Origin of the sequence: Bacillus clarus (assembly GCF_000746925.1) — a bacterium.
Classification (GTDB): Bacteria; Bacillota; Bacilli; order Bacillales; family Bacillaceae_G; genus Bacillus_A; species Bacillus_A clarus.
In genome coordinates this window covers 2183078-2209509 of record NZ_JMQC01000008.1, presented here as the reverse complement: position 1 = coordinate 2209509, position 26432 = coordinate 2183078, and the positions used below count along the sequence as shown (strand labels likewise).

The window sequence follows — 26432 nt, the reverse complement described above, 5'->3', positions numbered from 1 at the left end:
AATTTACATATGACAGAGAAAAAGAAAAAAATCGGTTTTAATATCGTAAAAAATGATTCAACAGATGGACATGGTGGATTTGGTGTTGGAGCACTAAGTTTAGAAAATATTTCACCTGTTTTTGTCGATGTATTAGAGCAAACTGCATTCGTTGATATTGGCGCGATGCATGCGCGTAGTACGGTAGAAAAAGGGATTAAGTTTTTAACAAATAAAGATGAGGTTCCAAACGGAAAACCATATTGGCTTGTTTGGGTAACAATTGAAAGAACAGCAAACGGGGCTTATTATGCAGGTGTAACGGCTTGTGAAATGACGGTTGACCGTGAAATTCGCCGTGGATATAAATTACTTCCAGAGCATGTGAATAAAATGGATAAATCATTAAAGCGTCACATCATGGTTGATCATATGGATGAATCATCTAAAAAGGTACTTGGTACATTTTTAAAAGAGCATAACGAAGCAGTTTGGAACGAATCTAGTGAAGAATTGCGTCATACATTATTAGGTGAATAAAAAATAGCTGACGGATTTCCGTCAGCTATTTTTTTTACCAAGGAAGATACCTTTTCCACCAACTTGTCTTTTTCTTCTCTTCACTAGCCTTTTCAAACTCTTCTTTCTCGTCAACGTGGTCCATGCAATATTCGGTCGGTTCTGTACCTTTTGCAAAATACATTTTGACAGAAATCGGACAGTTTTTTGTGGCAATCTTCCCGTTTTCAGGATTGATATTTACAGCTACAACATCATTTGGTGGCTCGAACTCTTTTTTAGGTTGACCATCTAGTCCTTTTTCCATCGTGTCGGCCCATATTTTTTTCGCATAGCCTTGTTCTGCTGGATTTGAAATGGACTTCGGCTGATCATATCCTACCCAAACACCTGTTACAAGCTGCGGAGTGAATCCAATCATCCAACTATCAGTTTCTGTAGAGCCAGATTTCCCTGCATATGTTCGCGATAGTTTTGGAAGGAGTGATTGTCCTGTAACAGAAGCGTAACCACTTAATTTTTTGTTAAACATACCAGTCATCATATCTTCCATAACAAATGCTTTATTTTTATCGAGAACTTGTTTACTCTCCAAATGTGCATCGTACAGCATGTTTCCTTCATGATCAACAACGCGGCGGATGAAAATCGGTTTTACTTGTTTCCCGCCGTTTGCGAACATGCTATAAGCATTAACCATTTCAACCGGTCTTACAGGTGATGTACCGAGAGCAAGAGATGGGACATCCTTTAATGAACTAGTAATTCCGAATTGCTTCGCTGTTTTCGCAAGAGAATCTTCTCCTAAAAACAAATTTGTTTTCACGGCGTATACGTTATCCGACACAGCAATTGCTTGCGCCATCGTGACAAAATCGTCTGCGTAATAGTCTTTATAGTTTTTCGGTTTATATTTAGAAACACCATCACCCAAAGTGAATGCTGTATACTCACTTTTTAAGCGCGTTGCTGGGGTGAATCCCTTTTCTAAGGCAGCGTAATATAGGAACGGTTTAAAAGTAGAACCAGGTTGGCGAGCGGCTTGAATGGCCCTATTAAATTGACTTTCTTTATAGTCCTTTCCGCCTACAAGAGCTGCTACCTCACCAGTTTTAGGATTCATTGAGACGAGGGCGGTTTGTATACTTGTTGTTTCTGGAATATTGTCTTTTACAGCTTGTTCTGCTACAGCTTGTAGTTTTGGATCTAACGTTGTGTAAATGCGCAGTCCTCCTCGCTGTAGGGCTTGTTCATCTAATCCAATATCGTGAAGGAGAGAGGCTTGTACAGCATCTTGGAAATATGGTGCGATCTCTGTGACTTTTTTCGTTTCTAATGAAGCAAATGCTAATTTCTCTTTCTTTGCAGAAGATGCTTGTTGTTTTGTGATATAGCCTTGCTCTACCATCTCATCTAATATGAGAGATTGACGCCCTTTTGCACGTGCTTCTTTTAAATAGGGAGAATACATGCTAGGGCCTTTCGGAATACCTGCGAGCATGCTAGCTTCTGCTAATGTTAACTCTTTCGCCGTTTTATCGAAATACATACGGGATGCAGCTTCAATACCGTAAGCGCCATGGCCGTAATAAATTGTATTTAAATAGCCTTCTAAAATATGATTTTTACTATAATTCACTTCGAGACGAACAGTATACATTGCCTCCAATAATTTACGTTTCCACGTTTTATCGTGATCTAAATAAAGGTTACGAGCGTATTGCTGCGTAATGGTACTGGCACCTTGTACCTTTGCCATTGCCTTTAAATCTGCAACGATTGCACCTGCAATTCGTTTCATATCAAAGCCATGATGCTTATAAAATCTTTGATCTTCAATAGAAAGTGTAGCGTCTTTTACATAAGGAGAAATTTGATCGAGAGAGACATTGTAGCGCTTTTGCATCTCATTACTCTGTCCCATGACGGTATCATCATTGGCATAAAAGACACTCGTTTGCGGAACGGCGACGGGAGGAGGGCCCATAATTTTTGCAACTATAATGATAATAAAAAAGGAAAAAACGAAAAAAAGAACACATGAAAACATTGCGGTGAAGAAAAGACGTTTATATGTTTTAAGTTTTGGATTCATAGTCTGATCCATCTTTTTCATCCCCTTATTATCGTGCTAATTGAGGGAAATAACCCTCAATTGATTAAAGTTTCATTCTATTAGTATTGAGGGTTTTGGCTTATTTTAAACAATGAAATTTCCAAAATAAAAAGAGCCCTTTCATTTAAGAAAGAAGCTCGAAGGCACGCGTTGGCCAATCTGTAATGATGACATCTACGCCATAATCAATCATAGTTTGTAAATCTTTGTATTCATTGATTGTGTAAGGGCGGAAAGCGTATCCTTTTTCCTGTGCTAATTGAACAAACTCTTTTGTTAATAGCTTGAAATTAGGATGTAATCCAGTTGCTTCTCGTTTTTTTGCTTCGGCAATAGGATCAGCAAGAGGTGTATCGTATAAAATTGCTCTCGGTATTTCTGGAGCAATTGTTGCTAATAATGAAATGGAATCATGGTTAAATGATGAAAATACAATTTGATTGGAAAGATGATATTCACGAACAAGGGCAACAACTTTTTCTTCAATATTAGGATAGTGAATGACATCTGTTTTTAATTCAATGTTGAGTTGTAAATTTGTTGTAGAGAGCCAAATGAATACTTCTCGTAACGTTGGGATTTTCGCCTCATGAAAAGAAGGGTCTTTATGGCTACCAGCATCTAATCGCTGTAATTCCTCTACAGTTTTTTCAGAAACGAGTCCCACGCCATTTGTTGTGCGGTCGACTGTTTCGTCATGAATAACAACAAGTTCACCATCTTTTGATAGATGGACATCAAGTTCAATTCCGTGAGCACCAATGCGTTCTACTTCTTGGAAGGCAATCATTGTATTCTCTGGATGTGTCCCTTTTACCCCGCGATGGGCAAAAATAAGTGGTTTATTCATTTGAGAATCTCCTTATCGTTTCTTTTCTTTCATTATGAAACTGCTTTGAGAAAAATACAATTGAATATGACAAACATTTACAAAAGTATAACAGTTGCACAAAAGTTAACGTTAACGTAAAATGTAATAACCCGGTGAAAGGAGGAATAAACATGTATAAAATTGATGAAGTAACAAAGCAAGTCGGCTTAACAAAGCGTACACTTCGTTATTATGAGGAAATTGGTTTAATTCATCCTCCAGAACGTAGTGAAGGGAACATTCGTCTGTATACAGATGAGGATATCGTAAGAATTAAAAGGATTGTAGAAGCGAAAGAAGTACTAGGGGTTACGCTTCAAGAAATGCAGCATTTCCTATCTTTAAAAGAAAGAATGGAAAAAAGAAGAAATAGTGAGAACCCTCGTGACCGTGAAGTCATTCAAGAAATTAAAGAGATGCTTGAAAAACAAGTGCAAACGTTAGATGAAAAAATGCAGCAAATGCAGCGCGTGAAGGCGGAGCTAGAGGATAGTTTAAATCGAGCGGTTACATTTTTAGAGAATACAAAGGGAGAGTAATCGAAATGGAGAGCAAACAAAAACTAGGGAGATTGATTACAGTATTGGCTACCTTCCTTGCCTTTTCAGGTATAGGGGTAGTCGATCCGATTTTGCCGATTATTGCTGAGAAAATCGGTGCAACGCATTGGCAAGTAGAGATGTTATTTACAGCCTATATTTTAACGATGGCTATTATGATGTTACCAGCCGGTATATTTGCATCAAGATTTGGTGATAAACGAATGATGACAATCGGTCTTGCGATTGTGACTGTATTTGCATTTATATGTGGTACATCACAAACGATTGCACAATTATCTCTTTTCCGTGCAGGATGGGGATTAGGAAATGCGATGTTCTTTGCGACAGCGATGACATTACTAATTGCATTAAGTAAAGAAGTTCATGAAGCAGTAGGATTGTATGAGGCAGCAATTGGTTTAGGAATGGCAGGTGGTCCGTTATTAGGCGGGATATTAGGTGGACACTCTTGGCGTTATCCATTTTTCGCGACAAGTCTTTTAATTTTCTTAGCATTTATTTTAGTTTTCTTTTTTGTAAAAGAACCGGAGCGAAAAGTGAAGCGTAAAGCGGCTGGCGTAGGGGAATTACTTAACCTAGTGAAGTATAAACCGTTTATGCAAGGCGCACTGTCAGGGATGTTATATTACTACGGATTTTTCGTTGTGTTAGCATATTCACCACTTATTATGCATTTATCTGCCATTCAATTAGGATTCGTATTTTGTGGATGGGGATTAGCGTTAGCTTATGGCTCAGCGATATTAGCACATAAATTAGAAGGTAAATATGAACCGAAAACATTGTTAAAAGGTAGCTTACTTATATTTGCGATTTTATTAATTGCACTATTCTTCGTGAAAATTATGTGGTTACAAATCGCGTTAATTGTCCTATCAGGATTAACATCAGGATTAAATAACGCATTATATACAAGTTATGTAATGGATATTTCACCTTATGAAAGATCTGTTACATCAGGTGTTTATAACTTCGTGCGTTGGCTAGGAGGCGCAATCGCTCCAATTTTATCAGGAATTATCGGTCATGCAGTTTCACCACAAAGTCCGTTTTTAGTTGGTGGAATTGTTGTATTAGTTGGATGTGTTATGATTTTAATTCCTGTTAATAAACCGACAAAAGTAGAGACAAAGGCCCTTTCTTAAGAAAGGGTTTTCTTTCCTATTATAGTGCAAGCCCTTCTCACATATATGTTAGAACGCTCTGACTAAAATATATTTTCGGTATTTTTGTACTTTTAACTATACTTTTTGGATGTTTTGTTTTATTTTTGTTAGGGGACATTAATGATGTCCCTATTAAAATTTGCATTGAAAGGCGTGATTGTACGATGGAACTATGGTTCACTGAAAAACAAACAAAACATTTTGGAATTACGGCGCGTATTAACCGCACATTACATACGGAGCAAACAGAATTTCAAAAGCTTGATATGGTTGAAACGGAAGAGTTTGGAAACATGCTTATTTTAGATGGCATGGTTATGACGACAGAAAAGGACGAGTTCGTTTATCATGAAATGGTAGCACACGTACCTTTATTTACACATCCGAACCCTGAGAACGTATTAGTTGTTGGTGGCGGCGATGGCGGTGTTATTCGTGAAGTTTTAAAACACCCAAGCGTGAAGAAAGCAACTCTTGTTGAAATCGATGGGAAAGTAATTGAGTACTCTAAACAGTACTTACCATCAATTGCAGGTGCATTAGATAATGAGCGCGTAGAAGTAAAAGTAGGAGATGGTTTCCTACACATTGCAGAGAGCGAAAATGAATATGACGTAATTATGGTAGATTCTACTGAGCCAGTAGGACCAGCAGTAAACTTATTTACAAAAGGATTCTACGCTGGAATCTCAAAAGCGTTAAAAGAAGATGGTATTTTCGTTGCACAAACGGACAACCCTTGGTTTACACCAGAATTAATTACAACTGTGTTTAAAGATGTAAAAGAGATCTTCCCAATTACTCGTTTATACACAGCAAACATTCCAACGTACCCAAGTGGACTTTGGACATTCACAATTGGATCTAAAAAACATGATCCACTAGAAGTAAGTGAAGAGCGTTTCCATGAAATCGAAACGAAGTACTACACAAAAGAATTACACAATGCAGCATTCGCATTACCGAAATTTGTTGGCGATTTAATTAAGTAAGAAAACCGAGTTTGAACAAATAAAGTGTAAGTAGCTCATTTAAGGTGTTTGTCCAGAAGACTTGAACATGCTAGCTACTTACACTTCTGCAAATGAAATAATCTTCTTATTGTTAAAAAGAAGACCCCGGTAAATCGAGAAAGAGGAGCTGCATGCTCCAAATTTGAGAAATAATGAAAGGTTGGGATACCTTAAGTTCCACATAAGGAGGAAAAGAATATGCGTTTTGATGAAGCTTATTCAGGTAAAGTATTTATTAAAAGTCATCCAAGTTTTGAAGAGTCAGAGGCAGTTATTTATGGGATGCCAATGGATTGGACAGTAAGTTACCGTCCAGGTTCTCGCTTTGGCCCTGCACGTATTCGTGAAGTATCAATTGGACTAGAGGAATACAGTCCATATTTAGATCGTGAACTAGAGGAAGTAAAATATTTTGATGCGGGTGATATTCCATTACCATTCGGAAATCCACAGCGCAGCATAGACATGATTGAAGAATATGTAGCAAAACTATTAGATGCCGGTAAGTTTCCACTAGGTCTCGGCGGTGAGCACCTAGTGTCTTGGCCAATTTTTAAGGCAATGGCAAAAAAATATCCGGATTTAGCAATCATCCATATGGATGCTCATACTGACTTACGTGAGTCATATGAAGGAGAGCCTTTATCTCACTCTACGCCAATTCGTAAAGTGTGTGATTTAATTGGTCCGGAAAACGTATATTCTTTCGGAATTCGTTCTGGAATGAAGGAAGAATTTGAATGGGCAAAAGAAGTAGGTATGAACTTATATAAATTTGACGTATTAGAGCCGTTAAAAGAAGTATTACCGAAACTTGCAGGACGCCCAGTTTATGTCACAATTGACATCGACGTATTAGACCCAGCTCACGCTCCTGGAACAGGAACGTTAGAAGCTGGAGGTATCACATCTAAAGAATTATTAGATTCCATCGTAGCAATCGCAAATTCAAATATAAAAGTAGTCGGAGCAGACTTAGTAGAAGTAGCTCCAGTCTATGACCATAGTGATCAAACGCCAATCGCAGCAAGCAAATTCGTGCGGGAAATGCTGCTCGGTTGGGTGAAATAAAAGCGGAAGCGGCTCGTTTAGAGTGTGAGAGGGATGGAGCTTCAGACGTAGAGGCGTTTTTTGCCTCGAAGGAAGAAGCGAAGCCACCGAGCATTCTAGCCGCTGTAGCTGGATAGAAATAAAAGCGGAGGCAGCTCGCTCAGAATCACAGGACATTGGAGCACTCGACCGAGAAGCGTTTTTGGCTTCGGCCGAGAGTGTGAAATGGCCGGAGATTCTAGCTGCCATAGCTGGATAAAGTAAAAGTGAAGCCGACGGAGCACCAATGTATCGGTGTTTCGACATAAAAAGGAGATAATCTCAATTGATGAGATTATCTCCTTTTCCTTATGCAACTTTTTCTTCCGAAGTAATGCCACGAATTTCATCAGCAGAACGAATTGGATATTTGCGGAACACAATTGATCCAATATATCCGATAATAGTGGTAACGATTCCGCATAATATAGCGGCGATAGTAACTTTCATTACATCATTAAATCCGAACAGAACAAGAAGTCCTGGAATTGGTGATGCTGTACCAGGTGCATTGTTTACAAGCTGGAATAGCGACGTAATAATACCAGCAAGTGCGCCACCGACAAAGTTTGTCGCGTAAATTGGAATTGGATTTGCTGCGACAACATCAGCTTGTGTTAAAGGTTCAATTGCTACAGCAATCGTATCTTTCTTCGAACAAATCTTTAAGCGTTTAAAGAAGATAAAGTTCATTGGGGCAGAGGCTGCTACAGCAAGGCTGCCGATTGCCATTGGTAAACCTGTTAATCCAAGCATTGCAGTTAGTGCCATAGAGCTTAACGGTGATGTTGAAATAACAGTGATAAGTCCACCAAGCATAATTCCCATAATTACAGGGCTTTCTGTAGTTGCAATTGAAATAATAGAACCGATTTTTCCGAGTGTTACATTAACAAGGGGATCCATAAGCATAGCCATTCCACGTGAAAGTGGTGCTGCAACGAATAAGATTGCTAAAAATTCTACACCAGCTGGTAATTTCTTTTCGAGGAATTTTACGACGAAGGCGCAAACGTATCCAGCGAAAAAGCCTGGTAAAATACCGAATCCACTAGTAGCGATACCGATTAAAACAGCATATACGGGCGATACACCAATTGCTAATGCCACTAAAATAGCAGCCGCGACACCGCTCATACTACCAGAAGCTTCTCCTACTGCTTGTAAAAAATCGTTATGAAACATTTCGCCACCGATATAACGATGAAAGGCTTCAATAAGAAAACTTGCAATTGCTGCATTAGCTAAAGCACCCATTGCTTTCATTCCGTAAGGAGCACGGTAACTAAAAAGTGTGAAAAGAAAAAGTACAACGAGTAATAGTGCTAAACCTTGCAAAATAGCCATTTGAAAACTGTCTCCTTTTCATTTTTGTTATAAAAATTTGTATCATTCAATAATAATATAAAAGTTGGTTAAACGGAAAAAATTTTTATTGGGAAAATGCTACAAAGGAAGAGACCATTACAATAATGTAAGGAAAGTGTAAGACATTTCGATAGAGTATAGTATGCTCTTTTCCGTATAATACAGGTATAAGCATGTGACGGATTAGGAAGAAGTGCAAACAGGAGGCGCATATATGAAATTAGTAATGAAAGTTTTGACTGTTTTCGCCATCATTTTAGGTGGCACGGCATATTATTTACAATCAAAAACGGAAGGTGTCGGGGCTTTTGTGGATAACTTCTTTTCAAATAAAGAAATACAAGACTATTATGCAATTATAGATAAAGGCGAGAAAAAAGATGATGAATATTTGTATACATTTAAAGGATATACAGAAGATGGGAAGCAGCAAGTCATTAAAAAAATGGTAAATCGTGAATTACATGCAGGTGCGTTTATAAAGATTTATGCAAAAGGTATGCAAGGAAAGGGCTGGGCTGAAGTTCCGAAAGAATCAATCCCAGAAAAAGCATTGCAAAAAATAGAAAAAGCATAAAAGGAGCGAATCATTCGCTCCTTTTTTAGTGCGTTAAAATTGTAATGGATACGTTTGTTTTATTAGAAACAATTTTTGCGCGGCCACCAATTGGGAAAGTAAAGATAGGAGTTGTATGCCCGAAATTGGCGTTTGCAATTATAGGTATATGTTTAAGCTCTAACTTTGAAGCAATTATTTCTTGAATATCTTCTATAGTGGATTCGGATCCCTTTTGCATTCTTCCAATTACAATACCTTTTATATATTCGAAATTGGGTTGTTGTATGAGGGAGTGTAAATAACGATCAAAAGTTTTAATTGTAGCTGTACCTGTTAAGCTGTCCTCCTCAAGAAATAAAATCTTATCTTGTAAGTTTGTCATGTATGGAGTACCTTGTAATAAATTAAAAGTACTCATATTTCCCCCAATTATGTCGCCGATAGCTTCTCCTTCATGTATAGAAACATATCCTTCATTTTTAATAAACTCTCGTTTTTCTTGATCGATATACCAAGAATCATCGCTCCACGTTTCTGCTGGTAGTACTTCAATAGGTTCATCGGAAATCATGCATTTTAAAAAGTATTCGGTAGTATAGTCGAGTCCTTTCTCCATTCCAAATGAAGAAAATTGGGGACCTGAATATGTAATCAAACTTGTTTTTGCATAAATGGCATTACTTAAAGCCGTAATATCAGAATAGCCGCAAATAATTTTAGGGTTGTCACGAATTAAATCGTAATCGAGATGATTTAATAAACCATTAGAGTTGTATCCTCCAAGTGTCGTTAAGATTGCTTTTACATTATGGTCAGAGAAAGCGTCATGAATATCTTGAACCCTTGAAGAAATAGAAGATGAAGCGAAGCGGTCTATTTCTTCGGCATTTTTTGAGAACGAAACATGAAATCCCATATCGGTTAACCTTGTTATAGCAAGGTTTCTATTTTCATTTGAAACAATACTTAAACTACAAGATGGTGAAATAACCCTTATTTCATCACCTTGTTTTAATTTTTGTGGTAGCATTTTATTTCCTCCCTTTCAAACGATTGAATATTTTGATTTTAAAGATATTTTATCATAGGACGTAAATACGAATGAATTGTTTTTGGAAAAGGAGTTTTCCTGATTTTTCAGCAGACAGACATAGGCTTTTTTTGATATGATAGGAAAAGTGATTTATTATAAGCATTATTTAATATCTATAACATTTGAAAGGTGTGCAAGACGTGAAAAAACAACTTGCAGGCTTGCCAGTACACGTTCATTTCGTAACAGAAATCCGTGAAGGGGCGCGGAAGGAAACCGTTGCTTTTGAAGTAAATGGTCAATACTATGTAAAAGGTCAAGGTACATACGTAACATTCCAAGAGCCGAACGAACAAGGCGAAGTGAAAACAATTATTAAAATTCAAGATGAACAAGTTCTCATTATGCGTTCAGGTGCTATTTCTATGCGTCAGACGCATGTGAAAGGTGAATGGACAACTGGTACGTACACGAGTGAACTTGGTACGTTTGCACTGCAAACGAAAACTGATAACGTTCTTTTTAAATGGTCGGATGAAAAGAAAAAAGGACAACTCTTCTTAACGTACGCATTGCTTCTAAGTGAACAAGAGGCTGGTAGATATACAATTACAATTAATTTGAAGGAGGCAAAATAATGAATTCTTTAGAACAAGTAAAAGGATTGATTAAAGAAGAAATTCAAGCCGCTGTATTAAAGGCTGAATTAGCAACAGAAGAACAGATTCCAAACGTTATATTAGAATCTCCAAAAGATAAAACAAATGGTGATTTCTCTACAAATATGGCAATGCAACTTGCACGCGTTGCAAAAAAAGCACCTCGTATGATTGCAGAAGAATTAGTTGCAAACTTCGATAAAGCAAAAGCTTCTATTGAAAAAATTGAAATCGCTGGTCCTGGTTTTATTAACTTCTACATGGATAATAGCTACTTAACAGACTTAATTCCAACAATCGTTCAAGCTGGCGAAGCTTACGGTGAAACGAATACTGGTAAAGGTGAAAAAGTACAAGTTGAGTTCGTATCTGCGAACCCAACAGGTGACCTTCACTTGGGACATGCACGTGGTGCTGCAGTAGGTGACACTTTATGTAACGTATTAGCGAAAGCAGGATACGATGTATCTCGTGAGTACTATATTAATGATGCTGGTAACCAAATTCATAACTTAGCTCTTTCTGTTGAAGCTCGTTACATGCAAGCGTTAGGTTTAGAGAAAGAAATGCCAGAAGACGGTTACCACGGTGCAGATATCATTGGAATCGGTAAACGTTTAGCTGAAGAGTTCGGCGATCGTTATGCGAAAGCTGATGCGGAAGAAAGCTATGAATTCTATCGTGCATACGGTTTGAAATATGAGTTAGCGAAACTTCAAAGAGACTTAGAAAGTTTCCGTGTTAAATTTGATGTATGGTTCTCTGAAACATCATTATACAAAAACGGGAAAATTGATGAGGCTCTTGCAGTATTAAAAGAGCGTGAAGAAATCTTTGAAGAAGACGGCGCAACTTGGTTCCGCTCAATGACTTACGGTGATGATAAAAACCGTGTGTTAATTAAAAATGATGGTTCTTACACATACTTAACGCCGGATATCGCGTATCACCGTGATAAATTAGAGCGTGGTTTCGATAAATTAATCAACATTTGGGGTGCTGATCACCACGGTTATATTCCTCGTATGAAAGCAGCAATCCAAGCACTTGGTTATGATAAAGAAACGCTTGAGGTAGAAATTATCCAAATGGTACAACTGTACCAAAATGGTGAAAAAATGAAGATGAGTAAGCGTACAGGTAAAGCAGTTACACTTCGTGAGCTTATGGAAGAAGTAGGCGTGGACGCAATGCGTTACTTCTTTGCAATGCGTAGCGGTGATTCACACTTAGATTTCGATATGGACTTAGCTGTATCAACATCTAATGAAAACCCAGTATACTATGCACAATACGCTCATGCTCGTGTATGCAGCATCCTTCGTCAAGGTGAAGAACTTGGACTAGCTACAGGCGGAGATGTGAATTACAAACTTGTTACTTCTGAGAAAGAAGTAGAGTTACTGAAAAAACTTGGTGAATTCCCAGCTGTAGTTGCGGATGCAGCACAAAAACGTCTGCCACACCGCATTACAAGCTATGCATTTGAATTAGCAGCAGCATTACACAGTTTCTACAATGCAGAAAAAGTATTAAACCAAGATAACTTAGAGTTAAGTAAAGCTCGTTACGAATTAATGAAAGCAGTACGCACTACACTTCAAAACGCATTAGCAATCGTAGGAGTATCTGCACCAGAAAAAATGTAATAGACAAAAGAAAAGATACCTATTTTTGTTTAAAAGTGATATACAAGTTGACATAAAAACGTCTGATCAGTCTATAGGCTGATCAGACGTCAAAGAAAGAAGAGCACCGAAAAGTCGTGTGAGGAGAACTTCATGTACGACTTGATGAAGGGAAGCTGAAACAGAAAAAGAGATGGCAAAGCTATCTCTTTTTCTGTTTCAGTTTTTTACTCTAAATATATGTTATGGTGATGAAGTAAGAATAGAAAAACACTAATTAACTATTGATTTTTGGGAACAATTCTAGAATAATAGGTTGTTGGGGGTAAATTTATCAAAAAGTCGTACATGTATTATTAGTTGGTGGAATGTTACCAGGAGATGGTGTGATTGTTGTAAAAGATATTGTTATAGTTATACCAATACGAAAAAAACACTGCATCTAACCAAGTATCTACACAATTAGTAATTAATCTTGAAAACTTCCAATCTAGTCAAAAAACTAGGGATTTTATGTCTAAAATAGTACATATGGTACAACTAAAGTTTTCATGATTTGATAAAAATGATGAAAGAAGATAAATTTCTCGGTTTTGCTATTATCATCATATATATATATCGACATTTGACTTTAATGTCGCTCTAGAAAAGCTAACGCTTCTTAGCTAGTAAGTGAAATGTATATATAAGTTCATTTTAATTCTTCGACATAGCCATGGATCCATTAGGCAAATTACTTTTTCTCGACACTCATTTATAGACTCCAAAAATGAAAAGGCTGATTTTCGTATTTCTGCACGATGCACATGAAATCAGTTGACAATCACACTCTTTTTTAGTTACCCCCAAATTCGTTCCACTGTATTCAGATTTGGAGAATATGACTTTCATCTTCATAGGCAAATAATACTTCATCCGGAGCGTTTTTTATCATATAGCGCTGATATTGGAACGTTTCTTGTTTTTCTTGTCTGATTGTTTCGGTGTGTAGGGCGGTTATGTAACTATACATAAAATGTTTTAACATATGTCTAATTTGACCTCAACTCATGATGACAGAAAACGTATCTTCAATGACATCCTTTAGAATACGAGTATCCTAGCACATTTCACAGCTGTAACATTCTCCGGCTGGTGTGCTTAATTCGATTATACGCTGTACTTCTTGTTATTCTTCAGGAGGATAAGTATAGGAGTTGGTCAAATGCATATTTGCTGTGAGGTAGCTCGTCCATATTTACTCCCACTAAATTTTTTTGTGTATTGAGCAATCGTTTGCGTTAGATATGAAGAAGTTTCGGAAACTTTACGGCATAATAAGGCGAACGGCTGTCATGAGTTTTATCGTGAACGCTTGTTGCATTATCTTGTGATGACTTTGAAGTTATTCTATGGCCCGTTCATGTGTATGAATTTCTTTATTAAACTTTGACCTTTACCTTAGCCGTTTTTGTTAAACAATACAGACTCAAAATACTACAGTTTAGACATGTCGGAGAAATTAGATGAATGTATATAAAAGTCAAAATTCAAGTTTCTAAGCTATAGAAGGGTTGAAAAAAGAGAAAAAGATGATAATAGCTATCAAACATATGTAAGTAAAATAGCTTAATGACATTGAATAATAGAATCTTTGTCATAATATGTTTGTGTCAGAATCTAGAAACATTTAATTTTATAGGGAGGATAACAGAAAGTATGTATTTAAAAAGAATAACCTCGATTTTTTCGATTATAATGATTTTTATGTTTATTATAGGTCAGAGTTTGCTACCTATAATAGCAAATGCACAAGAGTTAAACACAGCAGGACTTGTGGATAGTTTTCAGATTGGTAAAACAAATCTAAGTACCACAGAACGGACTAAAGTAACTGTAAACTTTAGTGAAAAAAATGGACTTAGGCTGAAGCCTGGAGACATACTAACATTAACACTGCCTCCAGAATTAAAAGGATTAGATAGAGAGTTTCCATTAGATGACTATGGTACTTGTAAAGTTACTGCAGGTACTGTGGTATGTACATTTAATGATAAAGTGAGTACACATCAAAATATTAAAGGGTATTTAAACTTTTTCGTGGAAGCTGCTAATGTAGGAACGGATGAAAAGAAAGAGATTGAAACCAATTTCGGTACAAATGTAGATAAGCAATCTGTAACAATTACCGGACCAAGTAGTGGTGGTGGTACAGATCCTGGAAAGTCACCGTTTTTTTATAAAACTGGTGATATGAACTCAGGTAAGGACAATGAAGTACGTTGGTTCTTGAATATAAACTTAAATAAAGAAGAGTTAAGTCGCGATATTGTTGTGACTGATAATTTACAGGAAGGTCAAACACTTAATAAGGATAGTTTCTATATAATTGTAGATGATTATCTAGGTCGTCGATCTTTAACGTTACAAGAGTTTGAAAAGCAAGGTTACGGAACGATTACCTTTACTGATGACAGATCATTTAAAGTTGTGCTTTATAAGGATAAAGCACGTCTTGCCTCCTTTTCGATTGGTTATACATCTACTATAACGGAAGCTGGGAAGAAGCAAGAGTTTTTTAAGAATGATTATACGATTGATTACCAAGTTCTAAACAAAGACCCAGTTATTGAATCAGGTAGTTACCCAGTCGAGAATATGACAGCTGGCGGTGGTGCCGAAGGTAACGTGGTTCCAAAAGGAACGCTAAAAATCGTTAAGCATATTGAAGGGGATAAAGAAAAAGTAATCCCAAATGTTTCGTTTAAGTTGTATAAAGAGTCTGGTGAACAAGTTGGAGATGTATATAAAACAGATGAAAAAGGGATAATTGAAATCCCTAATTTACAACCAGGTAAATATTATGTGCAAGAAGTTTCAGCTCCAGACTATGTTGATTTCGATCCTCAAGTAAAAGTAAGTTTCGAAGTGAAATCAGGGTCTGCAAATGGAATTGAGTTACCAATTCCGAATAAGATGAAAACTACATCTGTTACAGGAACAAAGACGTGGAAAGGCGATAATGCGAAAGATCGTCCGACGATGATTAAGGTAGACTTACTACAAAATGGTAAAGTGATCGCAACACAAGAAGTAACAGAAGTAACAGGCTGGAAATATGAATTCAAAGACTTAGCGGCATATGATACAGACGGAAATGCATATAAGTATGAAGTAAAAGAACAAGCGGTAGATGGATATCAAACAGAAGTAAAAGGTTATGACATTACAAATACAAAAGTGGTACAAACAACAAAAGTAGGAGGAACGAAAACATGGAAAGACGATAATGCGAAAGATCGTCCGACGATGATTAAGGTAGACTTACTACAAAATGGTAAAGTGATCGCAACACAAGAAGTAACAGAAGCGAGCGGTTGGAAGTATGAATTTAAAGATTTAGAGGTACATGATGCTGAAGGTAAGGCATATAAGTATGAAGTGAAAGAACAAGCAGTAGATGGATACCAATCTGAAGTAAAAGGTAATGACATCACGAATACAAAGGTTGGAAAAACAAAAGTAGAAGGAACGAAAACATGGAAAGACGATAATGCGAAAGATCGTCCGAAGATGATTAAAGTGGACTTACTACAAAATGATAAAGTAATCGCAACGCAAGAAGTAACAGAAGCAAGCGGTTGGAAGTATGAATTCAAAGATTTAGCGGCATACGATGCAAACGGAGTAGCATACAAGTATGAAGTGAAAGAACAAGCAGTAAATGGATACCAATCCGAAGTAAAAGGCTATGACATCACGAATACAAAAGTAGGCGAAACGAAAGTAGAAGGAACAAAAACTTGGAACGATAACAATGCAACAGACCGTCCAAGCACGATTAAAGTAGATTTACTACAAAACGGTAAAGTAGTAGACACAAAAGAAGTAAGCAAAGCAACAAATTGGAAGTACACATTTGACAAATTACAAGCATACGATGCAAACGGAGTAGCGTACAAGTATGAAGTAAAAGAACAAGCGGTAGATGGATATAAATCGGAAGTAAAAGGTAATGACATTACGAATACAAAAGTAGGCGAAACGAAAGTAGAAGGAACAAAGACTTGGAACGATAACAACGCAACAGATCGTCCAAGCACGATTAAAGTAGATTTACTACAAAACGGTAAAGTAGTAGACACAAAAGAAGTAAGCAAAGCAACAAATTGGAAGTACACATTTGACAAATTACAGGCATACGATGCAAACGGAGTAGCGTACAAGTATGAAGTAAAAGAACAAGCAGTAGACGGATACCAATCGGAAGTAAAAGGTAATGACATCACGAATACAAAGGTTGGTCAAACAAAAGTAGAAGGAACGAAAACATGGAAAGACGATAATGCGAAAGATCGTCCGAAGATGATTAAAGTAGATTTACTACAAAACGGCCAAGTAATCGCGACGCAAGAAGTAAGCACAGCGAGCGGTTGGAAGTATGAATTCAAAGATTTAGCGGCATATGATGCCGAAGGAAAAGCATACAAGTATGAAGTAAAAGAACAAGCAGTAGACGGATACCAATCGGAAGTAAAAGGTAATGACATCACGAATACAAAAGTAGGCAAAACAAAAGTAGAAGGAGCGAAGATATGGAAGGACGGAAATGGTGAAGGACGTCCAGAAACAATCAAAGTAGACCTACTACAAAACAGCCAAGTAATCGCAACGCAAGAAGTAAGTGCAGCGAGCGATTGGAAGTATGAATTCAAAGATTTAGCGGCATACGATGCAAACGGAGTAGCGTACAAGTATGAAGTGAAAGAACAACCAGTAGATGGATATCAAACAGAAGTAAAAGGTAATGACATTACGAATACAAAAGTAAGCAAAACAAAAGTAGAAGGAACAAAGACTTGGAATGATAACAACGCGAAAGATCGTCCAAGCACGATCAAAGTAGATTTACTACAAAACGGTAAAGTAGTAGACACAAAAGAAGTAAGCAAAGCAACAAATTGGAAGTACACATTTGAAAATCTACAAGCATACGATGCGAATGGAGTAGCATACAAGTATGAAGTAAAAGAACAAGCGGTAGATGGATATAAATCGGAAGTAAAAGGTAATGACATTACGAATACAAAAGTAGGTAAGACGAAAGTAGAAGGAACGAAAACATGGAAAGACGGAAATGCAACAGACCGTCCAGTAATGATCAAAGTAGACTTACTACAAAACGGAAATGTGATCAAAACACAAGATGTCCAAGCAGTAATGGGTTGGAAATATATATTCGTAGATTTAGAAGCATATGATGCAAACGGAGTAGCTTACGAGTATACAGTGAAAGAACAACCGGTAAAAGGATATCAAACAGAAGTAAAAGGTAATGACATCACAAATACAAAAGTAGGCGAAACGAAAGTAGAAGGAACAAAGACTTGGAACGATAACAACGCAACAGATCGTCCAAGTACGATTAAAGTCGATTTACTACAAAACGGTAAAGTAGTAGACACAAAAGAAGTAAGCAAAGCAACAAATTGGAAGTACACATTTGACAAATTGCAAGCGTACGATGCAAACGGAGTAGCGTACAAGTATGAAGTGAAAGAACAGCCGGTAGATGGATATAAATCGGAAGTAAAAGGTAATGACATCACAAATACAAAAGTAGGCGAAACGAAAGTAGAAGGAACAAAGACTTGGAACGATAATAACGCAACAGATCGTCCGAAGATGATTAAAGTCGATTTACTACAAAACGGTAAAGTAGTAGACACAAAAGAAGTAACAGCGGCAACAAATTGGAAGTACACATTTGACAAATTGCAAGTGTACGATGCAAACGGAGTAGCGTACAAGTATGAAGTGAAAGAACAGCCGGTAGACGGATATAAATCGGAAGTAAAAGGTAATGACATCACAAATACAAAAGTAGGCGAAACAAAAGTAGAAGGAACGAAAACATGGAAAGACGATAATGCGAAAGATCGTCCGAAGATGATTAAAGTAGACTTACTACAAAACGGCCAAGTAATCGCAACAAAAGAAGTGAGCGAAGCGACAGGCTGGAAATATGCGTTTACAGATTTAGTGGCATATGATGCCGAAGGTAAGGCATATAAGTATGAAGTGAAAGAACAAGCAGTAGATGGATACCAATCCGAAGTAAAAGGTAATGACATCACGAATACAAAAATCAAGGACGGAACAGGTATAGATCCAAAAGATCCAAGCACAGATCCAAAAGATCCAAACACAAATACAGATACAAATAACGATTCAAAAGTCCCACCTACTAAGGAAAACGATAAGGCGACACCATTACTTCCTAAAACAGGAGGAACAACAGCAGATATGATTTCAATTGTTGGAGGTATGATTTTGTTCGTTTTAGGTGGAATTCTATTCTTTCGTCAACGAATCAAATAATAAAAAGGCTTTAGATTATTGAGTACGCTGTAATCTGAGTAGTGAACAAATTAAAAAATTACTATTGATATTACCCCTTTTAGGTAGATATTCACAAACTTCATGATAAAGTGAAGGAAAGAATGCAACCTGAAGGGGGTTTTTCTATGGTGAAAAGAGAACGCTTTTAAAGTGGGTTAAATCATCGAGGCAGCTTTCATAGAGATGAGCGGCTCTAAAGCGATAGCAAAACCGTCTTTAAGAAGTGGATTATCCATTGGATCATAAGCTTAGAATGTGATTTGGTATCTCATGTAAGCTAATATCAATACCATGTTCCTTTAAGTTTTGGATGACTGCATAGCCATTTTTATGGCGAATTTAGAAATAGTATTTTGTAAAGCTGTGCTCTTGAGTAGCTGCTACAGCGTTTGCTTCAGAAATAAAGGCAGTAGTTTCTGTAACTCCAACCAAAGTTAACGCACCTGTAAGAATAATTTTTTCATCATGGAAAAGTCTCCTTATTAGGTGTGACCGTTATTGTTATAGTTTGTATTCTACATGATAATACCATGTAATAAATATGCTTTTATGCATATTTACTTTTTCTCAATTTCAAGCCACCGATTAATCGGTGGCTTGAAATTGTATTAAGCAGCTTTCTGTCCCATTTTCACGGTAGGTTGAAGGCTATTATAGACTCCTGTACCAATGACTTCTAACGCCATTTTCATACGTTCTGGTGAAATGTTCTCTAATACGTTATCTTGTGGTGTATGATATACCTTTTCAATATGGTAGATTAATGGATTCCAACTATCAACACCCATCCAAATAAATAATGCAGAAGGGATGCCAGCATAGGCAAATGGTACGTGGTCACTAGATCCAAACTGTCCTTGGAGAACAAGGTCATTATTTAATTGTTTACCAGCCTGTAATGCTGCATCTGTTACAAAGTTTGTAGAACCATCAGGAGTCATAGCGTATAAATTCTTTGCTTTATCATAATTTGTTGCAATCATATCAGCGTTGAAGACACCTAAAATACGATTGCGCTCTTTTTGTGATAAGTTATCTACGTAATATTCAGAACCGAGTAAACCAGTTTCTTCAGAACCGAAAGCGATAAAGCGGATTTCTTTATCCGTTTCTACATTTTGAAAAGTACGAGCTAATTCTAGTATTAATCCAGTTCCAGAAGCATTATCATTTGCTCCTGGTGCCCCAACAACACTATCGTAGTGAGAGCTTACGATGACTGCTTTTTCATTTCCAGTACTCTGCTTAGGTTTCTTTTTCGCAATTACATTTAGAGATGTTAAGTTTGATTCATGTCGTGCCTTTAAAGAAAGAATAGTAGTTCCTTTTGTAGCGAGCTCTTCTTTAAATGCATTCCCTTGTGCGTAAGCAAGGCCAAAGACAGGGATGGATTGTTTCTTCGTTAAGCGTGGATTAAAAGTTTGTCCGTAGTTTCCACGGCCTCCAATTAAGCTATATAAGAGTACGCCTTTAGCACCTTTACTTACAGCATTTTCTACTTGTTTATTATAGTCTGCTACAGTAACACCTCTCTCAAATAATACGATTTTTCCATTTACTTCACTTGGAATATCATCTAACTTTGTCCCGTTTTTAACGAAAATAAGAGGAGCTGTGACAGCTTCAGTAGAAATTAAAGAATTTGGAGCGGCGCCAGTTTGCCAAGTACGCTTTTGAGATAATGGTGAATCAATGAATCCGATATATTGGTCTGGTACAGTAAATGGCTGATATTCTACTTCATAGCCCATTGATTTAAATTTCATTCCAACGTAGCGAGAAGCCCATTGTTCTGCCTGTGTACCACCAGGACGAGGACCAATTGTTTCTGATAAGAAACGAATATGTTCGATTGCACGGCTTGTGTCCATTTGTCCTGTAATAGGTGAAGGTTGTGTAATTTCTTGCGGAGAATCAGCTTTTGCTTGTCCAATTGGAGCTAAGCTGACAACGAGTGATACAGCAAGCAAGGAGGTTACTATTTTTTGTTTTAGTGATTTTCTCATTTTTTCCTCTCCCATTCTTCTATTCTCTCTGACTGACAAAAGAAGACGGATAACGACTTTATTTTACCTTTTGATTTCTTAATTTTCAATTAATTAACGTTGAGGAATAAAAAAGTTGGAACATTTTATATGCATATTTGCATATTTTTAGTGAAGATATGTATGATATCATTTTATATGAAGGTTTGCTTTCTGTTCTGAAAGCTCCTAAATTGCATGAATCTAGTGTACCCAAACTTTAGATTATGTAGGGAAAAGAGATCCGTCATAGGATTTCTTTTCCTATGTTTTTATCACGTGAGGGCGATAATCTATGATTATCAGTGATATATGTAAGGCATCCATATGAAATAAAGAGGCTGTTCAACAGTAATCCATGCTTTGAACAGCCTCACCCCGTTAAAAAGGTGATACGTTAATGTATCATCTTTTTATTTTTATACATAAAAAAACAGCTAATCAATTGAACAATTGACTAGCTGAAAAAATATTATTTATAATTTTTTTTTCGTTTTGTAACTAAAATACTTAACAATCCAGCTAATAGAAGAGTGATTCCTACTGTTTGTGTATAATCTTCTTTATGACCTGTTTTTGGACGTTTCTTGTCCTTATTTTGGTCATCTTGCTGCTTGTTTTGTTGGTTTTTATATTTCTGTTAAAATAATTGGTTCGCCACGTGTTACGACAATCGTATGTTCACATTGTGCTACGAGACTTTTATCTGGTGTAACAAATGTCCAGCCATCATCACCGCGTTCAATAATGTGATCAGCTTTCATAGAAATGAATGGTTCTACAGCAATAACGAGACCGTCTTTTAGAAGCGAATTATCCATTGGATCATAATAACTTAAAATGTGATTTGGTGCTTCATGTAAGCTAAGTCCGATTCCGTGTCCTGTTAAGTTTTGGATTACGTTATATCCATTTTTATGTGCGAAATTAGAAACCGCACGACCAATTTGGTTTTGTTTTGATCCAGCTTTTACTTTTTTCATTGCTTCCCAAAAAGCATCAACAGCTGCTTGGCAAAGCTTTTCTTTTTCTTCGTCTTCACCAAGAACAAATGAAATACCTGTATCTGCATAATAACCGTCAAGTGCTGCTGATACGTCTACGTTTACTAAATCGCCTTCTTTTAATACGCGATCGCCTGGAATACCGTGAGCAACTTCTTCGTTTACACTAATGCAAGTTACACCTGGGAATTTATATTCTTTTTCAGGCGCTGAAATAGCACCATTCTCGTCTAATACTTTTTTACCAATTAAATCAAGCTCTTTCGTCGTCATACCTGGCTTCGCTTGTTTTTTCATTTCTTCGCGTGCAAGTGCAACGATACGGCCGATTTTTCGTAAACCTTCTAAATCTTGTTCATTACGAATAATCATGAAAACCACTGTCCTTCCTCGAATATATATCTTATCCGATTGTATCATGTTTGTTTTTGTACTGCTACTCGCTTGCGGTATGAGGGTTGATTCCTCTCATAAAGAATATATGACAATTGTCATATGCATATCATGACGCATCATACTGTTTCCTAGCTTTTCCAACGCATACAATGTAAATATAAGAAACGGCGGGGGTGGAGAGATGGAAAAGATTATTGAAGTAAATGATGTTTCTAAAACATTTAAACATAAAAAAGCAGTAAATAACGTTTCATTTCATGTAAATAAAGGGCAAATAGTAGCATTACTTGGTCCAAATGGTGCGGGGAAAACAACGACAATGTCGATGATGCTCGGGTTAAAAGATCCGACAGAAGGGAATGTCTCTATATTTGGAAAGAGCCCAAAGCATAGAGATGTTCGTAACAGTCTCGGTGCGATGCTGCAAGAAGTAAGTGTTATTGATAGCATCACGGTAGAAGAGGCGATTGAGTTATTCCGTAGTTATTATACGAATCCGGTAGCGAAAGAAATATTACTTCAGCTATCAAATTTAGAATCAGAAAGAAAGCAAAGATGTGAAAAGCTATCAGGTGGTCAAAAGAGAAGATTAAATTTTGCACTCGCGCTTGCTGGTAATCCAGACTTGTTATTTTTAGATGAACCGACAGTTGGAATGGATATTACGTCTCGAAAGACGTTTTGGGAAACGATTAGAAAATTAGCAAGTGAAGGGAAAACGATTATTTTGACAACGCACTATTTAGAAGAAGCGGATGCGTTAGCAGATCGCATTTTATTATTTGCGAATGGAAAAATCATTGCAGATGGTACGCCAGATGAAATGAAAGCGACGATTTCTCGAAAAACGATTTCATTTTATTCGAAAGAAAGTATTCCTATGAGCTTGCTAAAGGAATTACCGAACGTAATAGGAGTACAGTCAAATGAAGGGCGCTTTATCTTAACAACGGAGGATACGGATGCCACGTTACAAGCAATTTATCGAAAGAACTTACCTGTTACAGATGTTTCAGTTGAACGTGGAAGTCTTGATGAAGCATTTGAGCAGTTTGTTGCAAATCAGAAGGAGGGAATCGCATGAGAGCACTATGGATGCAATGCAAAATAGAAATTTTACGTACATTTCGCAATAAATTATTTATCTTTTTCTCATTATTAATGCCAGTTATGTTTTACTACATTTTCACAAATGTTGTTCAAGTGCCACAAAACGGAGATGCGTGGAAAGCACATTATTTAATCTCGATGGCGACATTTAGTATCGTAGGTACTGCACTTTTTAGTTTCGGCGTGAGACTTTCTCAGGAAAAAGGGCAAGGGTGGACACATCTTTTAAAAATTACACCACTTCCAGAAGGGGCATATTTAACAGCAAAGATCATCGCTCAAACTGTAGTAAATGCTTTTTCAATATTGGTTATCTTTATTGCAGGGATATTGATTAATCATGTTGAGTTAACAGTAGGGCAATGGATTGGTGCTGGATTATGGTTATTGTTAGGTGTGACACCATTTTTAGCGTTAGGAACAGTAATCGGTTCAATTAAGAAGGCCGATGCAGCTGCTGGCTTAGCAAATATTTTAAATATGAGTTTAGCTGTAATCGGTGGGTTATGGATGCCGATTGAAGTATTCCCAAAAATATTAAGAACGATTGGTGAATGGACACCGACATATCATTTCGGAAGCGGAGCATGGGATATTGTAGCTGGAAAATCAATTGGTTGGGAAAATATCGCGGTACTAGGAGGTTATTTCCTTATATTTGTTGTAATATCAATATATATAAGAAAAAGACAGGAAGCGGTATAAATGATAGAGAAGAAGAGGATTGAGATTTTTCCTAAGCATATGGGGTTCTTCCCGTATATGTGGCTCGTGTATTTATTATTTCCAATTTACCATTTAGCACAAGCGTCAGGATGGAAGCTTGTAATAGGGAGCGGTATGTTGATACTTTTTATTATCACATACCGTCAACTTTATTTTGTTAATAAGACTTTTGTTTTATGGGCATGCATCCAAATGATACTTACCTTGTTATTTGCTTTTTATTATAATGCCTTCATGATATTTTTTGGATTTTTCACTGCAAGTGCGATGGGATTTGCTCCAAGTAAAAAAGTATTTCGAGTGTTGTTAGTTCTGTTAAGTGGAATGCTTGGAACTTTTATATTTGTAAATATTGATCAACTAACAGTTACGAGTTTAGTGAATATCGTTCCGATGTTCATTTTAATGCTCCTTACACCATTTGGAATGCGTAATTTTAATCAAAAAAAGATGTTAAAGAATCAATTAAACGAAGCAAACGAACAAATTAAAGATCTAGTAAAACGTGAAGAACGCCAGCGAATCGCAAGAGATCTTCATGACACATTAGGGCATACGTTATCCCTCATTACTTTAAAAAGCCAGCTCGTTGAGAAGTTGATTGTGAAAAATCCAGAGCGTGCAAGTATGGAAGCGAAGGAAATTACACAAACATCTCGTACCGCTTTAAAACAGCTTCGAGAATTAATTTCTGATATGCGCATGATTACAGTAGAAGAAGAGCTTGAACAAATAAAAGTAATTTTACAAGCTGCTAATATTGAATTAGAAATAGAACAAGAGGCGAGTGCGAGTTCGTTATCGCCAATTGAACAGAATATTTTAGGTATGTGTTTAAGGGAAGCTGTTACGAATGTTGTAAAGCATAGTAAGGCAACTGTATGCACAGTTTCTATATTGGAAGCGCAAGGGGAGCTTATTTTACAAGTTAAGGATAACGGTGTAGGCCTAGAGGAACAAAATCATGATGGAAATGGCATTCGCGGTATGAGGGAGAGAATTGCCCTTATCGATGGACTAGTGGAGCTAGATGGAGTAAACTCTGGTACACTTTTAACGGTGAAAGTTCCAATCGTCATTAGAACAGGAAAAGATGAGGTGAGGGCATGATTCGAATTATTATTGCAGAAGATCAAAGAATGCTTCGTGGTGCATTAGGAGCCCTACTTGATCTAGAAGATGATATTGAAGTTGTTGGGCAAGCAGCGAACGGGGAAGAGGCCTTAAAATTAATTGAATCCTTAGAGCCAGATATAAGCATTATGGATATTGAAATGCCAATTCAAAGTGGCTTAGATGTTGCTGAAACATTGAAGAAGGAAAAATCGTCATGTAAGGTAATGATTTTAACAACATTTGCAAGACCTGGTTATTTTGAACGGGCAATGAAAGCAAGTGTTCACGGATATTTACTAAAAGATAGTCCAAGTGAAGATTTAGCTTCAGCAATTCGTAATGTAATAAAGGGGAAAAGAGAGATTTCTCCGGAATTAATGTTTGGTTTATGGCAGGAACAAAACCCGTTATCAGATCGTGAAAAAGAAGTGCTTTTATTAGCGAAAGAAGGAAAGACCACAAATGATATTGCGAAGACGCTCTATCTTTCACCTGGTACAGTGCGGAATTATATTTCGGAAGTATTAACGAAGCTTGACGCGAAAAATAGAATCGAAGCAATTACAATTGCAGAGGAAAAGGGATGGATATAAGAAAAGTAGTTTACCAACGTATAATTGGTAAACTTTTTTTGTTATTTATATAGAAGTGTATGCGTAATGTAGATTTTACTTCATTTTTCGACAAAAAATTTGTTATAGTAAGATTAGGTTGTTTGTCTAAAGTTCGGACAACTTTACCACTAACACTTGTAATTACTCCAGTTTTATCTACTTTCATAATGAAATCTTGACTATATAAGTTATAATTTTTTATACGTTTGTATAAGGTGCGCTTCGGTTTCTTTACTTTCTTGATAGGCTGAAAAACTACGCTTTTTCAATGATCGTCCGCTCTTGTTGAACTTTGGCCCCGTTTATTTAATTCTTTACATACTTTTTATCAATATTTTTTATATCATTTTGAGATTGTATTTATTTCCTGATTGTTAAACTAGGCTGATTGATTTCAACTTTTACTCCGCTTTTATCAATTTTGTTGATGAGGGAAACAGACCGAAAGCACTAGCAATTTTCTTGTGATCTATTACAAATACTTCTAATCTCATATGT

20 protein-coding genes and 3 pseudogenes are annotated in these 26432 nt (G+C 36.8%); 14 read left to right on the top strand and 9 right to left on the bottom strand.

The window, feature by feature from the left end; genetic code table 11:
• The first annotated feature begins 9 nt into the window (after positions 1-9).
• Positions 10-519 (top strand): YwhD family protein, encoded by a 510-nt coding sequence (locus DJ93_RS12255; RefSeq protein WP_042981109.1) that lies wholly within the window; start codon positions 10-12, stop codon positions 517-519.
• A gap of 34 nt (positions 520-553) precedes the next feature.
• Here the strand turns inward: DJ93_RS12255 and DJ93_RS12250 are convergent, their stop codons facing one another.
• Positions 554-2605 (bottom strand): transglycosylase domain-containing protein, encoded by a 2052-nt coding sequence (locus DJ93_RS12250; protein ID WP_042981108.1) that lies wholly within the window; start codon positions 2603-2605, stop codon positions 554-556.
• A gap of 133 nt (positions 2606-2738) precedes the next feature.
• A complete protein-coding gene (locus DJ93_RS12245; protein WP_042981107.1) occupies positions 2739-3464 on the bottom strand; it encodes a glycerophosphodiester phosphodiesterase in 726 nt (241 codons plus the stop codon).
• A 152-nt stretch (positions 3465-3616) separates the two neighbouring features.
• Between DJ93_RS12245 and DJ93_RS12240 the strand changes: the two genes are divergently transcribed.
• The 5 genes from DJ93_RS12240 to DJ93_RS34400 all read left to right on the top strand — a co-directional run bounded on the left by DJ93_RS12240 (position 3617) and on the right by DJ93_RS34400 (position 7414).
• On the top strand, positions 3617-4024 hold the full coding sequence (locus DJ93_RS12240; RefSeq protein ID WP_042981106.1) for a MerR family transcriptional regulator: 408 nt from the start codon (positions 3617-3619) through the stop codon (positions 4022-4024).
• 5 nt (positions 4025-4029) lie between these two features.
• Complete coding sequence (locus tag DJ93_RS12235; RefSeq protein ID WP_042981104.1) at positions 4030-5193, top strand: MFS transporter; 1164 nt, start codon at positions 4030-4032, stop codon at positions 5191-5193.
• Positions 5194-5378: 185 nt separating this feature from the next.
• Positions 5379-6206: a polyamine aminopropyltransferase gene (gene speE / locus DJ93_RS12230; RefSeq protein WP_000424696.1), complete on the top strand. Its 828-nt coding sequence runs from the start codon at positions 5379-5381 to the stop codon at positions 6204-6206.
• Positions 6207-6425: 219 nt separating this feature from the next.
• Entirely contained in the window at positions 6426-7298 is an 873-nt protein-coding gene (gene speB, locus DJ93_RS12225; RefSeq protein WP_042981102.1) for an agmatinase, read from the top strand.
• Entirely contained in the window at positions 7286-7414 is a 129-nt protein-coding gene (locus DJ93_RS34400) for a hypothetical protein (RefSeq protein WP_042981101.1), read from the top strand. Before speB ends, DJ93_RS34400 begins: the two co-directional genes overlap by 13 nt.
• 211 nt (positions 7415-7625) lie before the next feature.
• Here the strand turns inward: DJ93_RS34400 and DJ93_RS12215 are convergent, their stop codons facing one another.
• Positions 7626-8663, bottom strand: a complete 1038-nt coding sequence (locus tag DJ93_RS12215; RefSeq protein WP_042981100.1) for a PTS sugar transporter subunit IIC — start codon at positions 8661-8663, stop codon at positions 7626-7628.
• Between the two features lie 235 nt (positions 8664-8898).
• Here DJ93_RS12215 and DJ93_RS12210 point away from each other — a divergent pair, with 235 nt between their 5' ends.
• The gene (locus DJ93_RS12210) at positions 8899-9261 is read left to right on the top strand and encodes a YxeA family protein (protein ID WP_042981099.1); all 363 of its coding nucleotides are present in this window, start codon (positions 8899-8901) and stop codon (positions 9259-9261) included.
• A gap of 25 nt (positions 9262-9286) precedes the next feature.
• Here DJ93_RS12210 and DJ93_RS12205 read toward each other — a convergent pair whose 3' ends face one another.
• Positions 9287-10273, bottom strand: a complete 987-nt coding sequence (locus DJ93_RS12205; RefSeq protein ID WP_042981097.1) for a S66 family peptidase — start codon at positions 10271-10273, stop codon at positions 9287-9289.
• 203 nt (positions 10274-10476) lie between these two features.
• On the opposite strand from DJ93_RS12205, the gene DJ93_RS12200 reads away from it, so the two are divergent.
• From DJ93_RS12200 to DJ93_RS30480, 3 genes are all read left to right on the top strand, one after another.
• The gene (locus tag DJ93_RS12200; protein WP_042981095.1) at positions 10477-10914 is read left to right on the top strand and encodes a YwiB family protein; all 438 of its coding nucleotides are present in this window, start codon (positions 10477-10479) and stop codon (positions 10912-10914) included.
• Positions 10914-12584: an arginine--tRNA ligase gene (gene argS / locus DJ93_RS12195; protein ID WP_042981094.1), complete on the top strand. Its 1671-nt coding sequence runs from the start codon at positions 10914-10916 to the stop codon at positions 12582-12584. The genes DJ93_RS12200 and argS overlap by 1 nt, the downstream gene beginning before the upstream one ends.
• A 1677-nt stretch (positions 12585-14261) precedes the next feature.
• Positions 14262-18923, top strand: coding sequence for a Cna B-type domain-containing protein (locus tag DJ93_RS30480; RefSeq protein ID WP_080743452.1), 4662 nt, complete (start codon positions 14262-14264; stop codon positions 18921-18923).
• A 179-nt stretch (positions 18924-19102) separates the two neighbouring features.
• Here DJ93_RS30480 and DJ93_RS30475 read toward each other — a convergent pair.
• From DJ93_RS30475 to map, 4 genes and pseudogenes are all read right to left on the bottom strand, one after another.
• Positions 19103-19277, bottom strand: a pseudogene (locus DJ93_RS30475) (type I methionyl aminopeptidase); the annotation flags it as partial.
• A gap of 275 nt (positions 19278-19552) precedes the next feature.
• Positions 19553-20950 (bottom strand): M28 family metallopeptidase, encoded by a 1398-nt coding sequence (locus DJ93_RS12185; protein WP_042984193.1) that lies wholly within the window; start codon positions 20948-20950, stop codon positions 19553-19555.
• Between the two features lie 490 nt (positions 20951-21440).
• Positions 21441-21587 (bottom strand): annotated as a pseudogene (locus DJ93_RS34810) (LPXTG cell wall anchor domain-containing protein); the annotation flags it as partial.
• Positions 21588-21597: 10 nt separating this feature from the next.
• Positions 21598-22392, bottom strand: a complete 795-nt coding sequence (gene map, locus DJ93_RS12180) for a type I methionyl aminopeptidase (RefSeq protein ID WP_117287860.1) — start codon at positions 22390-22392, stop codon at positions 21598-21600.
• Positions 22393-22549: 157 nt separating this feature from the next.
• On the opposite strand from map, the gene DJ93_RS12175 reads away from it, so the two are divergent.
• Genes DJ93_RS12175 through DJ93_RS12160 form a run of 4 tightly spaced genes read left to right on the top strand, consistent with a single transcriptional unit; the run spans position 22550 to position 25913 of the window.
• Positions 22550-23452 carry an ABC transporter ATP-binding protein gene (locus DJ93_RS12175; RefSeq protein WP_042981091.1) on the top strand — a complete coding sequence of 301 codons (903 nt, stop codon included), beginning with the start codon at positions 22550-22552 and terminating at the stop codon, positions 23450-23452.
• Positions 23449-24183 carry an ABC transporter permease gene (locus tag DJ93_RS12170; RefSeq protein ID WP_042981090.1) on the top strand — a complete coding sequence of 245 codons (735 nt, stop codon included), beginning with the start codon at positions 23449-23451 and terminating at the stop codon, positions 24181-24183. The genes DJ93_RS12175 and DJ93_RS12170 overlap by 4 nt, the downstream gene beginning before the upstream one ends.
• A complete protein-coding gene (locus DJ93_RS12165; protein WP_042981088.1) occupies positions 24184-25314 on the top strand; it encodes a sensor histidine kinase in 1131 nt (376 codons plus the stop codon).
• Positions 25311-25913 (top strand): response regulator transcription factor, encoded by a 603-nt coding sequence (locus tag DJ93_RS12160; protein ID WP_042981087.1) that lies wholly within the window; start codon positions 25311-25313, stop codon positions 25911-25913. The genes DJ93_RS12165 and DJ93_RS12160 overlap by 4 nt, the downstream gene beginning before the upstream one ends.
• 61 nt (positions 25914-25974) lie before the next feature.
• Here the strand turns inward: DJ93_RS12160 and DJ93_RS34805 are convergent.
• Positions 25975-26357: pseudogene (locus tag DJ93_RS34805) on the bottom strand (M4 family metallopeptidase); the annotation flags it as partial.
• Positions 26358-26432 lie beyond the last annotated feature (75 nt).

Coding starts and splice junctions, on each gene's coding strand:
- speB (WP_042981102.1), top strand. CDS start 6,426: ATGCGTTTTGATGAAGCTTATTCAGGTAAAGTATTTATTAAAAGTCAT.
- DJ93_RS12235 (WP_042981104.1), top strand. CDS start 4,030: ATGGAGAGCAAACAAAAACTAGGGAGATTGATTACAGTATTGGCTACC.
- DJ93_RS12255 (WP_042981109.1), top strand. CDS start 10: ATGACAGAGAAAAAGAAAAAAATCGGTTTTAATATCGTAAAAAATGAT.
- DJ93_RS12240 (WP_042981106.1), top strand. CDS start 3,617: ATGTATAAAATTGATGAAGTAACAAAGCAAGTCGGCTTAACAAAGCGT.
- DJ93_RS12170 (WP_042981090.1), top strand. CDS start 23,449: ATGAGAGCACTATGGATGCAATGCAAAATAGAAATTTTACGTACATTT.
- DJ93_RS12250 (WP_042981108.1), bottom strand. CDS start 2,605: ATGGATCAGACTATGAATCCAAAACTTAAAACATATAAACGTCTTTTC.
- DJ93_RS30480 (WP_080743452.1), top strand. CDS start 14,262: ATGTATTTAAAAAGAATAACCTCGATTTTTTCGATTATAATGATTTTT.
- DJ93_RS12245 (WP_042981107.1), bottom strand. CDS start 3,464: ATGAATAAACCACTTATTTTTGCCCATCGCGGGGTAAAAGGGACACAT.
- DJ93_RS12175 (WP_042981091.1), top strand. CDS start 22,550: ATGGAAAAGATTATTGAAGTAAATGATGTTTCTAAAACATTTAAACAT.
- DJ93_RS12185 (WP_042984193.1), bottom strand. CDS start 20,950: ATGAGAAAATCACTAAAACAAAAAATAGTAACCTCCTTGCTTGCTGTA.
- speE (WP_000424696.1), top strand. CDS start 5,379: ATGGAACTATGGTTCACTGAAAAACAAACAAAACATTTTGGAATTACG.
- DJ93_RS12215 (WP_042981100.1), bottom strand. CDS start 8,663: ATGGCTATTTTGCAAGGTTTAGCACTATTACTCGTTGTACTTTTTCTT.
- DJ93_RS12165 (WP_042981088.1), top strand. CDS start 24,184: ATGATAGAGAAGAAGAGGATTGAGATTTTTCCTAAGCATATGGGGTTC.
- DJ93_RS12210 (WP_042981099.1), top strand. CDS start 8,899: ATGAAATTAGTAATGAAAGTTTTGACTGTTTTCGCCATCATTTTAGGT.
- DJ93_RS12205 (WP_042981097.1), bottom strand. CDS start 10,273: ATGCTACCACAAAAATTAAAACAAGGTGATGAAATAAGGGTTATTTCA.
- DJ93_RS12160 (WP_042981087.1), top strand. CDS start 25,311: ATGATTCGAATTATTATTGCAGAAGATCAAAGAATGCTTCGTGGTGCA.
- argS (WP_042981094.1), top strand. CDS start 10,914: ATGAATTCTTTAGAACAAGTAAAAGGATTGATTAAAGAAGAAATTCAA.
- map (WP_117287860.1), bottom strand. CDS start 22,392: ATGATACAATCGGATAAGATATATATTCGAGGAAGGACAGTGGTTTTC.